Raw genomic sequence first — 12010 nt, 5'->3', positions numbered from 1 at the left:
GTATATGTATTTTACCATCATTCTGATCAAAAAGAATGATTCTCTAATACTCCAGCTTTTTTCAGCACATGCATTAAGCTTTTTTTCACTTCCGCATAATTCATTTCAGAAACAGGCCGTCTTGCAATAATCACATAGTCCTTTGCAGTAGCAACCTGATCTCGCAATTCTAGAAAAGTCTGGCGAATATAACGCTTTACTCGATTCCTGACGACCGCTTTTCCAATTTTTTTACTTACGGACAAGCCAATCCGAAAATACGGCTGCTCTGGCCGATCCAATACATAAATTACAAATTGACGATTGGCCATGGAATGGCCTTTTTGGAATACTTGTTGAAATTCCTCATTCTTTTTTATGCGGTATTTTTTTTTCATCCCCAATCGCAACACTCCATATTCTTCCGTAGAGTTTGGGCAGACAGCTTAGAAAAAAGACCACTGAGGTTTCAGTGGCCTACGCGGATAATACTTTTCTTCCTTTACGGCGGCGACGTGCAAGCACTTTACGTCCGTTCTTTGTGCTCATGCGTGCGCGAAAGCCGTGAACTTTACTGCGTTTGCGCTTATTTGGTTGATATGTGCGTTTCATTATATGACACCTCCCTGAGGAATAACTGTTACAGGCAGTCTTTCTAATTATATTGAACAATTTAGTGAAATGTCAACCGTTCCAGGTGGATCTTTCAGTCACTTTTTATCCTGTGGATATATTTTCTCTTGCTTTTCATTTATTCACAACATTTATCGACATTTTTTTCACAACTTCTTACCATGTGGATAATAATTTTCCACAGTGTATGGGCGTTGTGGATATTTATCAAAAATCATTGCAACACGCTAGTTTATTTGATATCATATTCTTGTTTTCACTCTGGATTATTCTTGTGTATAATTTTTTTATCCACAAAATGTGGATAATGTGTGGACAATTTATTCACGGTTGTAGAAAAAGCTATCCACACTAAGTGGATTCTGTCGAAATGTCGTTTTCCTTCCTAATTATATTATTTTTCCACAGCGTATTTTTATAAATTTATATGCATCGCTAAAAAAGTTGTACAAAGATTGAACAACCCTTTGTGTAAAAAGGAGGGCCAACGGGTGGAAAATATTGATGATTTATGGAATAAGGCGCTTGCGGAGATCGAAAAAAAAATCAGTAAACCCAGCTTTGAAACCTGGCTGAAATCAACGAAAGCTCACTCCCTAAAAGGTGATACACTCGTCATTGTAGCCCCAAATGAATTTGCAAGAGATTGGCTGGATTCCCGCTATGCTCATTTAATCGGCGAAACCATTTATGATATCACTGGAGAAGAGCTAACTATTAAATTTATCATTCCTCACAACTCGAACGAGGAAGATATCGATCTTAAACAGGTGACGAAAAAGCAACGTAAATTGGATGATGAGCAGGTAGATTTTCCGCAAAACATGCTAAATCCAAAATATACATTTGATACGTTCGTCATCGGATCCGGAAATCGTTTTGCCCATGCCGCTTCCTTAGCAGTAGCAGAAGCGCCAGCAAAAGCATATAACCCTCTTTTCATATATGGAGGAGTCGGCTTGGGAAAAACCCATCTCATGCATGCGATCGGCCATTATGTGATTGAACATAATCCATCAGCCAAAGTCGTTTATTTATCTTCTGAAAAATTTACTAATGAATTTATTAATGCAATTCGTGACAATAAAGCCGATGACTTTCGCAACAAATATCGAAATGTTGATGTCCTATTAATTGATGATATTCAGTTTTTAGCTGGAAAAGAACAAACACAAGAAGAATTTTTCCATACATTCAACACGCTTCATGAAGAAAGTAAACAAATCGTCATTTCTAGCGATCGGCCGCCAAAGGAAATCCCAACTCTTGAAGACCGCCTGCGTTCACGATTTGAATGGGGACTTATAACCGATATAACTCCTCCAGATTTAGAAACGAGAATTGCTATTCTTCGCAAAAAAGCAAAGGCAGAAGGCTTCGATATTCCGAATGAGGTTATGCTTTACATCGCTAATCAAATTGATTCCAACATTCGTGAACTTGAGGGAGCTCTCATCCGAGTTGTGGCATATTCATCGCTTATTAATAAAGAAATTAACGCGGATCTTGCTGCAGAAGCACTAAAGGATATCATCCCAAGCTCCAAACCGAAGGTCATCACCATTCAAGATATTCAACGCGTAGTCGGGCAGCATTTCAATCTCAAGCTGGAAGATTTCAAGGCGAAAAAACGAACAAAATCGGTTGCTTTTCCGAGGCAAATCGCTATGTACCTATCTCGGGAGCTGACGGACTGTTCTTTGCCAAAAATCGGTGAAGAATTTGGAGGACGCGACCATACAACTGTGATCCATGCTCATGAGAAGATTTCAACTTTGCTGCAAACGGATGTGCAGCTGCAGAAACAAATAAAAGAAATTCAAGAAAAATTGAAACATTGATAGATAGTGTGAATAATATAAAAAGTTGTGCACAGTCTATCCACATGTGGATGACTGTGTTTCCTTTGCGATTTTTCGGCTTATCCACATGTTAACAGCTACTATTACTACTATTACTTATTTTTTATATAAAATAAATTTACTTTTATTCTAGTTTAGGAGGGTGCGATTCGTGCGACTTACCATTCAAAAAGATCACTTAGTTCGTAGCGTTCAAGATGTCATGAAAGCTGTTTCTTCACGCACAACGATCCCGATTCTTTCTGGTATTAAAATGGTAGCAACTGTTCAAGAAGTCACACTGACTGGAAGCGATTCAGATATATCCATTGAATCATCTATTCCAGCTGAAGAAGAAGGAACAATTATTGCAGAAGTCCTGCAACCAGGCAGTATTGTATTACCGGCTCGTTTTTTTGCCGAAATCGTTAAAAAACTTCCAGAAGACAACGTCGAAATAGAAGTTCAAAATCAATTTGTTACAATCATCCGTTCAGGAAAAGCGGAGTTTAGCTTAAACGGCTTAGATGCAGAAGAGTATCCAAGACTTCCACAAATTAAAGAAGAGAATGTGTTCAAACTTCCAACGGATTTACTAAAAACCATGATTCGTCAAACGGTTTTTGCGGTTTCTACTTCAGAAACACGACCGATCTTAACAGGTGTAAACTGGAAGGTAGAGAATGGAGAACTGATCTGTATTGCAACAGATAGTCATCGCCTTGCTTTACGGAAAGCAAAAATCGAAATGGATGCAAGTCTAGGCTATAACGTGGTTATCCCTGGGAAGAGCTTAAACGAATTAAGTAAAATTCTTGATGACAGTAATGAAAATGTAGAAATTGTCATTACAGAAAATCAGGTTTTATTTAAAACGAAACACCTTTTATTTTTCTCGCGATTGCTTGATGGAAACTATCCTGATACGTCCCGCTTAATTCCGGCAGATAGCCAAACAGACGTAATTGTGAATGCGAAGGAGTTTTTCCAAGCGATTGACCGCGCTTCTTTGCTTGCTAGAGAAGGAAGAAACAATGTGGTTAAATTGACAACATTACAGGATGGCATTGTAGAAATTTCATCGATATCCCCAGAAATCGGGAAAGTTACTGAGGAGATCCAGAGCGAATCTGTCGAAGGGGAAGAGCTAAAAATTTCTTTCAGTGCTAAATACATGATGGATGCTCTTAAAGCACTGGAGGGAGCTGAAATCAAGATCAGCTTTACCGGAGCCATGCGTCCATTTGTTCTTCGTCCACTACACAGCGATTCCATGCTCCAGCTGATCTTACCAGTCAGAACGTACTAATGTATAATAAAGCTGCTAGAACTACTCCGACTCTCTAGCAGCTTTATTTGCTATTGATCAATTTTTTAGTAAAATGAAGTGATGGACATTTTTTTGAAGAGCGGTGAAAATGATGAAACAAACGATAGAGATCACAACGGAAACGATTACTCTTGGCCAATTTTTAAAGCTTGTGCAAGCGATTGATACAGGCGGTATGGCAAAATGGTTTTTACAAACAAAAGAAGTATATGTCAACGGCGATAGAGAAAATCGTCGCGGACGAAAACTGAAGCATGGGGATGTTGTCGATATTCGCGATTTCGGAACTTTTATGGTAAAAGGTTTGGAGTAGGTGAAGAATCTTTGTTTTTAACACATCTATCGTTAAAAAATTACCGGAATTATATCAGCCAGGAGCTGTCGTTTACGAATAAAGTCAACGTGATTTTGGGAGAAAACGCGCAAGGAAAGACGAATTTGATGGAAGCTATTTATGTTTTAGCGATGGCTAAATCTCATCGGACATCAAATGATAAAGAATTGATTCGTTGGGATGAGGAATATGCTAAAATAGAAGGGAAGGCCGTTAAAAAAAATGGGCCGTCAACTTTGCAGCTTGTGATTTCAAAAAAAGGGAAAAAAGCAAAAATAAGTCATATTGAACAAAAAAAATTAAGTCAATATATCGGACACATTAATGTGGTTTTATTTGCTCCTGAAGATTTGCATTTAGTCAAGGGCGGGCCGCAAGTAAGACGACGTTTTATTGATATGGAAATGGGGCAGATTTCCCCTGTTTATATGCATGATTTAAGCCGCTACCAAAAGATATTGCAGCAGCGGAATCATTATTTGAAGCTGTTGCAAACGAAGCAGCATCATGATGAAGCTGTTTTAGATGTATTAACAGAACAGCTGATAGAGATTGCCGCGAAAATTACATTAAAGAGATATGAATTTTCCCAGCTGCTGCAAAAATGGGCTGAGCCCATTCATCACGAAATCAGCCGAGGATTGGAAAAGCTGCAAATCCAATATCATCCTTCTGTTCAGGTATCAGAAGAGCTGGAATTGTCGAGAATAATAGAAGCATATACTGAAAAATTTGTTAAAATAAAGGAGAAGGAAATTCAGCGAGGTACGACACTTGCTGGTCCTCACCGTGACGATTTGTCATTTGATGTCAATGGAAGAGATGTACAGACATTTGGTTCACAGGGACAGCAAAGAACAACAGCTTTATCGATCAAATTAGCCGAAATTGAACTGATCTTTTCTGAAACAGGCGATTATCCCATTCTTTTATTAGACGATGTACTTTCGGAACTGGACGATTTTCGGCAAACACATCTGCTTAACACCATCCGCCAGAAAGTTCAAACCTTTGTTACTACAACAAGTATTGACGGAATTAAACATGATGTCATAAAGGAAGCAGCGATCTATCAAGTGAGTTCCGGTCATATTTGTTCCCCGGACACCGGGGATGTTTGATCGTTTTTCAAAGGAAAGCGTAGGTGATTAACATGACAATGGAACAAAAAATCGAACATATGTATGATGAACGGCAAATTCAGGTATTGGAAGGCCTTGAAGCTGTACGGAAACGGCCAGGCATGTATATAGGATCAACGGGTCCCAAAGGCTTACATCATTTAGTGTGGGAAATTGTTGACAATAGTATTGATGAAGCATTGGCTGGGTATTGTACAGAAATCTCTGTAACAATCGAAAAAGATAACAGTATTACCGTGGTTGACAATGGTCGTGGTATTCCAGTCGGCATTCAAGAACAAATGGGTCGACCGGCTGTTGAAGTCATTATGACGGTGCTCCATGCCGGCGGAAAATTTGGTAGCGGCGGATATAAAGTATCTGGAGGGCTTCATGGAGTTGGTGCTTCTGTTGTAAATGCCCTGTCACAAGAATTAGAAGTATTTGTTTATCGTGAAGGAAAAATTCATTATCAAAAATATGAACGCGGGATTCCTTGTGCGGATTTACAAGTTATTGGCGAAACGGATCGGACAGGCACTACTACTCGGTTTAAACCAGATCCTGAGATTTTTACCGAAACGACAGAGTATGATTACGAGACGCTGGCCACTCGATTACGGGAATTAGCCTTTTTAAATCGAGGGATTAAAATTAGTCTTGAAGATAAACGAGACGAAAACCGAAAGAACGAATACTATTATGAAGGCGGAATTAAATCATACGTTCAACACTTAAACCGAACAAGAGAAGTGCTTCATGATGAGCCTATTTATATCGATGGGGAACGAGATGGAATTTCCGTTGAGATCGCCTTGCAATACAATGACAGCTACAGCAGCAATATTTATTCGTTCGCTAATAACATTCATACACATGAAGGCGGAACACACGAATCGGGTTTTAAAACAGCATTAACCCGTATTATTAATGATTATGCACGCAAACACCACATTTTTAAGGACAATGATGCTAACTTAACCGGGGAAGATGTGCGGGAAGGGCTCACGGCGATTGTTTCTGTGAAGCATCCTGCGCCGCAATTTGAAGGGCAAACAAAGACGAAACTTGGAAATAGCGATGCAAGAACAGTAACAGATGCCATCTTCTCAGAGCAGTTTGAAACCTTTTTGCTAGAGAATCCAACTGTTGCCAAGAAGATCATCGAAAAAGGAATGATGGCGGCGCGTGCCCGTTTAGCGGCAAAAAAAGCGCGCGAGCTAACGCGGAGAAAAAGTGCGCTTGAAATATCCAATTTGCCAGGGAAACTGGCAGATTGTTCTTCAAAGGATCCTTCTATTAGCGAATTGTATGTAGTAGAGGGAGACTCAGCGGGCGGATCTGCGAAACAGGGACGAGATCGCCATTTTCAAGCGATTTTACCGTTGCGCGGAAAAATTATCAATGTTGAAAAAGCCCGTCTAGATAAAATTTTATCGAACAATGAAGTGCGAACAATTATAACAGCGTTAGGAACAGGAATTGGTGAAGATTTCGATATTACAAAAGCAAGATATCATAAGATCATCATCATGACGGATGCCGATGTCGATGGAGCGCATATTCGGACGCTGCTGCTAACGTTTTTTTACCGTTATATGCGGGAAATTATTGAAAAGGGATACGTTTATATTGCTCAACCGCCTCTTTACAAAATTCAGCAAGGCAAGCGGGTGGAATATGCCTACAATGATCGTCAACTAGAGCAAGTCTTGTCCGAACTGCCAGAAACTCCAAAACCGACCATTCAACGGTATAAAGGTCTTGGTGAAATGAATCCTGAGCAGCTATGGGAAACAACCATGAATCCTGAAACGCGGACGCTGCTTCAAGTAAGCCTTCAAGATGCGATTGAAGCTGACGAGATATTTGAGGTTTTAATGGGAGACAAGGTTGAGCCAAGAAGACAATTTATTGAGGAAAACGCAAAGTATGTCAAAAATCTAGATATTTAAGATGGATGTTTGAGAATCGATTTCTATATCTACGGAACATCGGTTTTGATGGTTTTTGTCATTGATATGCATAAAGAAGCAATGCCCAGATCTATCCAATGTCGGCAAGAACACCTTGCCGACGTGGATGAAAAGAAAAGTGTTGGCTTCGTATAGGTTAATCCTTCATTATGTATTGGAGAGTGTTCAAATGCCACCCTCCCCATCTGGAAAATGAGTTTATAAGGGAGGTACGTAAACATGTCAGAAAATCGTAATCCTCGAATTCGCGAAGTGAATATCAGCCAAGAAATGAGATCGTCATTTCTTGATTATGCTATGAGTGTTATTGTTTCAAGGGCTTTGCCAGATGTTCGGGATGGATTAAAGCCAGTCCATCGTCGTATTTTATATGCGATGCATGATTTAGGGATGACAGCGGACAAACCTTATAAAAAATCAGCACGGATTGTTGGTGAAGTGATCGGGAAATATCATCCGCACGGTGACGCAGCTGTTTACGACACGATGGTGCGGATGGCTCAGGATTTTAACTATCGCTATATGCTGGTGGATGGACATGGTAACTTCGGTTCTATTGACGGCGATGCAGCCGCAGCCATGCGTTATACAGAAGCAAGAATGTCTAAGATATCGATGGAGCTGTTGCGGGATATCAATAAGGACACCATTGATTACCAAGATAACTATGATGGATCGGAAAAGGAACCGGCGGTGTTACCATCGAGATTTCCTAATTTGCTAGTCAATGGATCTTCAGGAATTGCAGTCGGAATGGCGACAAATATTCCTCCCCACCAGCTGGGAGAAGTAATTGATGCGCTTTTAGCCTTAAGTCAAGATCCGGAAATGACCGTTGCTGAATTAATGGAATTTATACCGGGACCTGATTTTCCTACTGCAGGACAAATTATTGGGCGCAGCGGAATCAGGAAAGCATATGAAACAGGAAGAGGCTCAATTACCTTAAGAGCGAAAGTGGAAATTGAGCAAAAAGCAAATGGGAAAGAAACGATCATTGTTCAGGAGCTTCCTTATCAGGTGAATAAAGCCAAGCTGATCGAGCGGATTGCTGAACTTGTACGCGAGAAAAAAATCGATGGAATCACCGATTTGCGTGATGAATCGGATCGCAGCGGCATGCGAATCGTAATAGAGGTTCGAAAAGACGCTAATGCCAAGGTGATTTTAAACAACTTGTATAAACAAACAGCACTGCAAACAAGCTTTGGAATCAATATGCTTGCGCTCGTGAATGGAGAGCCAAAAGTTTTAAACCTAAAAGAGTGTCTGATGCATTATTTAGATCATCAAAGGATCGTCATTCGCCGCCGGACAGCTTATGAGCTGAAAAAGGCGGAAGCGAGAGCTCATATTCTTGAAGGGCTGCGCATCGCTTTGGATCATTTGGATGAAGTGATCCATTTAATTCGGCACTCACAAACGACAGAAATCGCTAAACAAGGTTTGATGCAAAAATTTTCACTTACCGAAAGACAAGCACAAGCCATTTTAGATATGCGCCTGCAACGATTAACAGGGTTAGAGAGAGAAAAGATTGAACAAGAATACCAAGAGTTGGTTCAGTTGATTGCCCAACTTAAAGAGATTTTAGCGGATGAAGAAAAAGTGTTGCAAATTATTCGTGATGAGCTCACAGAAATAAAAGAGCGATTTAATGATAAACGGAGAACCGAGATTGTAAGCGGAGGCATTGAAGAATTTGATGATGAGGATCTGATTCCTTGTGAAAATATTGTCGTGACGCTCACGCATAAAGGCTATATTAAACGCCTTCCTTTATCTACCTACAAAAGTCAAAAGCGTGGCGGCCGAGGAATTCAGGGAATGAACACAAGCGAAGACGATTTTGTGGAGCACCTTTTGATCACGTCAACCCACCATACCATTCTATTTTTTACAAATAAAGGGAAAGTATATCGTTCGAAAGGATACGAAATCCCTGAATTTGGACGAACAGCTAAAGGAATACCAATTATTAATTTATTAGAAATCGATAAAGATGAATGGGTCAATACAATTATTACGATCGACCAATTTGACGATAATTCCTTTTTGTTCTTTACAACAAAAGAAGGAATTGCTAAACGCTCTCCGCTATCTTCGTTCGCCAATATCCGCAATAATGGCTTGATTGCCGTTAGCTTGCGTGAAGGAGATGAGCTTATTTCTGTAAAATTGACAGATGGTTCTAAACACGTGATCGTTGGAACGAAACATGGTATGCTCATCCGCTTCCCTGAAACAGAGGTGCGAACAATGGGAAGAAATGCAACGGGGGTTAAGGCAATCACGTTAGAAGGTGGCGATGAAGTAGTCGGAATGGAGATTCTAGAGGAAGATCATGATGTGCTTGTAGTAACGAAAAACGGGTACGGAAAACGCACAGGGGCTTCAGAATATCGAGTGCAAAGTCGTGGCGGAAAAGGGTTAAAAACATGCAATATTTCTGAAAAAAATGGCACAGTTGTAGCTGTAAAGACTGTAACAGGCGAAGAAGATCTTATGTTGATCACCACCAATGGCGTTTTGATCCGGATTGCTGTCAGCGATATTTCGAGAATGGGACGGAATACGCAAGGAGTTAAATTGATCCGGCTATCAGGTGATAATGAACACGAATATGTTGCCACAGTTGCAAAAGTACCAAAAGAGGAAGAAAAGGAAGCTGAGGATAGACAGGAAGACTAATGGATTAACATTGCTGATTCGAGGAACAGAGCCCGCATCCTCGAGTCAGCTTTTTATAATACACGGGGAATTGTGTCTTGTTAGACTGGGGGAATAAAATGATTCGTGTCAAAATTAATCAGTTACAAGAAGGATGTATTCTAGCAGCCGATGTAATTGGAAAAACAAAGAAAACAATTATTCCTAAGAACACTGTATTAACTCCGTTGCTTTTAAATGTGTTGGAAAAATTTTTGATTGAAGATGTTTATGTAGAGCCGGTATTAGCAAATGGCCAACCCTTTAGGCCTCTAGAAATTATCGAGGTAAAAAAGGAAAGCGATGAGCAAAATAATGAAAGTACGGAAGATATTATGGCTCTTTATTTAAAAGCAGTACAACGATACAAAAAAGCATTTCAATCTTGGCAGTCAGGTTCTCCTATTGATGTTGGAGAAATTCGTTCAATTATTATTCCTTTGCTTGACCGTTTTATCGATAATCGAACAGAACTGCTTACCCTATATCGTTATACAACGAAAGAAGATTATTTATACCATCATGCGGTCTGTATCGGGTTATTGTCAGGGTTTTTAGGGAAGCATCTGAATTATGGAAAAGGAGCATGTTATCAAATTGCTCTAGCAGGGATTCTTTGTGATTGTGGTATGGCTAAAATTAATGAAAAAATTATTATGAAAAAATCCGCTCTTACGGCTGAAGAGTATAAAGAGGTAAAGGAACATACCATTTTAGGATATAAGATGGTTCAGAAAATCCCTGTTTTACAGGAAGGAGTAAAATTAGCTGTTTTACAGCATCATGAAAGAAATGATGGAAGCGGATATCCGTTTGGGATCAATGACAAGCAAATTCATCCATATAGTAAGATTGTTTCCGTAGCGGATGTATATCATGCCATGGTTTCTGAGCGTCTTTATCGGAAAAAAGAATCACCGTTTAAAGCGCTTGAACAAATTCAAGTAGATAACTTTGGGAAACTAAGCATGGAAGTCATACAAATCTTATTGAATCATTTAACAATGTTTTTGGTCGGCACAAAGGTGAAGTTATCCAATGGCGAAATGGCGGAAATTGTGTTTGTTCAAAGAGAAGAACCGACGCGGCCTATTGTTAAAACAGTTGATGGAAATGAGTTTATTTCATTAAGCGAACAACGTCATCTTTTTATCGAAGAGGTCATTTATTCGTCTGAGATGGATGGAGAATAAATATTTTAGTAAGCAAACCATCTCTATTTTTCCCATTCCTTTTTTGATGATGCGATCATGAGTAGCAAGCGTTAAATGATATCTATGCTTAGTCAGCAGATTAGAGACTTACGAATCGAAAAATTAGCATTAATTTAGATAAATCATAATTTGCGCCTTGTATTTCTTTCAAGTGTTAAGCATTTAAAAAATAGAGGATGATTTTAAAAGGAGTAGAAATACTTTTAGTTTTATCAAAGAGGATCTAGCTATAATCAATACAAATCTTTAAAAAGGGTAGATAATGTATTCGGCGGTCGGAGATCAAGTCCGGGGGTGTTTGTATCATATAAATATGTGACAGCGGGCCGACCGTTGAAAAACAACACAAACCTCTGAATTAAAGATATAATCGTTAAAAAGCCAGGTTTCGCTTTTACAGATTTTTTATGTTCAGTTGATGGTAGCGGAGGTGTATACGTCGTTTGTTCATGTTTTCTCAAATAGGGGTACACTTTTTTAGTTAAACTTTTATCCAGTATGGATTTAATTCTAAAGAAGTAGACAGAAAAGTGACCATTTCGCTTTTTCTGTCTCATAGACAAAGAAGTAAAAAAGAAAAAAATACTTGATTAATGTAAAGTATATAAGTATAATAAAAAATGTCCGTGAAAAACGGATGAATAAAATAAAAAAAGATTGACATTAGCTGATTGATTTGTTATTATTTAATAGCTGCTTTATTAGAACAATGTTCTTTGAAAACTGAACAAAACGAAGCGTGAATCGAAAAATTTCGGTATGGTCAGCCGAAATTTAAATAATAGCCAATCAACTTTCTTTTGGAGAGTTTGATCCTGGCTCAGGACGAACGCTGGCGGCGTGCCTAATACATGCAAGTCGAGCGGACCGAAT

Annotated in this window: 9 protein-coding genes and 1 rRNA gene; 8 read left to right on the top strand and 2 right to left on the bottom strand. The window is 39.2% G+C overall.

The genetic code is table 11. The features are described 5' to 3' along the window. Positions 1 to 26: 26 nt before the first annotated feature. Together rnpA and rpmH are read right to left on the bottom strand one after the other, a co-directional pair. Positions 27 to 377, bottom strand: a complete 351-nt coding sequence (rnpA, locus tag GGQ95_RS12155) for a ribonuclease P protein component (RefSeq protein ID WP_044745200.1) — start codon at positions 375 to 377, stop codon at positions 27 to 29. A 79-nt stretch (positions 378 to 456) separates the two neighbouring features. Further along, complete coding sequence (rpmH, locus tag GGQ95_RS12150; protein ID WP_003397591.1) at positions 457 to 591, bottom strand: 50S ribosomal protein L34; 135 nt, start codon at positions 589 to 591, stop codon at positions 457 to 459. A 512-nt stretch (positions 592 to 1103) separates the two neighbouring features. Here rpmH and dnaA point away from each other — a divergent pair. From dnaA to GGQ95_RS12110, 8 genes are all read left to right on the top strand, one after another. Further along, the gene (gene dnaA, locus GGQ95_RS12145) at positions 1104 to 2453 is read left to right on the top strand and encodes a chromosomal replication initiator protein DnaA (protein ID WP_044745145.1); all 1350 of its coding nucleotides are present in this window, start codon (positions 1104 to 1106) and stop codon (positions 2451 to 2453) included. 172 nt (positions 2454 to 2625) lie between these two features. Beyond that, the gene (dnaN, locus tag GGQ95_RS12140; RefSeq protein ID WP_044745144.1) at positions 2626 to 3762 is read left to right on the top strand and encodes a DNA polymerase III subunit beta; all 1137 of its coding nucleotides are present in this window, start codon (positions 2626 to 2628) and stop codon (positions 3760 to 3762) included. A gap of 112 nt (positions 3763 to 3874) precedes the next feature. Further along, positions 3875 to 4096, top strand: a complete 222-nt coding sequence (gene yaaA / locus GGQ95_RS12135) for a S4 domain-containing protein YaaA (protein ID WP_044745199.1) — start codon at positions 3875 to 3877, stop codon at positions 4094 to 4096. A gap of 11 nt (positions 4097 to 4107) precedes the next feature. Then, positions 4108 to 5238 (top strand): DNA replication/repair protein RecF, encoded by a 1131-nt coding sequence (gene recF / locus GGQ95_RS12130; RefSeq protein ID WP_066150829.1) that lies wholly within the window; start codon positions 4108 to 4110, stop codon positions 5236 to 5238. A 32-nt stretch (positions 5239 to 5270) separates the two neighbouring features. Beyond that, positions 5271 to 7193, top strand: coding sequence for a DNA topoisomerase (ATP-hydrolyzing) subunit B (gene gyrB, locus GGQ95_RS12125; protein WP_044745142.1), 1923 nt, complete (start codon positions 5271 to 5273; stop codon positions 7191 to 7193). Between the two features lie 240 nt (positions 7194 to 7433). Beyond that, a complete protein-coding gene (gyrA, locus tag GGQ95_RS12120; RefSeq protein ID WP_183186879.1) occupies positions 7434 to 9905 on the top strand; it encodes a DNA gyrase subunit A in 2472 nt (823 codons plus the stop codon). 98 nt (positions 9906 to 10003) lie between these two features. After that, the gene (locus tag GGQ95_RS12115; RefSeq protein ID WP_183186878.1) at positions 10004 to 11116 is read left to right on the top strand and encodes an HD-GYP domain-containing protein; all 1113 of its coding nucleotides are present in this window, start codon (positions 10004 to 10006) and stop codon (positions 11114 to 11116) included. 818 nt (positions 11117 to 11934) lie between these two features. Further along, a 16S ribosomal RNA gene (locus tag GGQ95_RS12110) occupies positions 11935 to 12010 on the top strand; the annotation flags it as partial.

Source organism: Anoxybacteroides rupiense (assembly GCF_014196195.1).
GTDB lineage: Bacteria > Bacillota > Bacilli > Bacillales > Anoxybacillaceae > Anoxybacteroides > Anoxybacteroides rupiense.
Note: the sequence above shows the minus strand (reverse complement) of the source record. Positions and strands in the feature narration are given on the sequence as shown.

Coding starts and splice junctions, on each gene's coding strand:
- gyrA (WP_183186879.1), top strand. CDS start 7,434: ATGTCAGAAAATCGTAATCCTCGAATTCGCGAAGTGAATATCAGCCAA.
- gyrB (WP_044745142.1), top strand. CDS start 5,271: ATGACAATGGAACAAAAAATCGAACATATGTATGATGAACGGCAAATT.
- rnpA (WP_044745200.1), bottom strand. CDS start 377: ATGAAAAAAAAATACCGCATAAAAAAGAATGAGGAATTTCAACAAGTA.
- yaaA (WP_044745199.1), top strand. CDS start 3,875: ATGAAACAAACGATAGAGATCACAACGGAAACGATTACTCTTGGCCAA.
- GGQ95_RS12115 (WP_183186878.1), top strand. CDS start 10,004: ATGATTCGTGTCAAAATTAATCAGTTACAAGAAGGATGTATTCTAGCA.
- rpmH (WP_003397591.1), bottom strand. CDS start 591: ATGAAACGCACATATCAACCAAATAAGCGCAAACGCAGTAAAGTTCAC.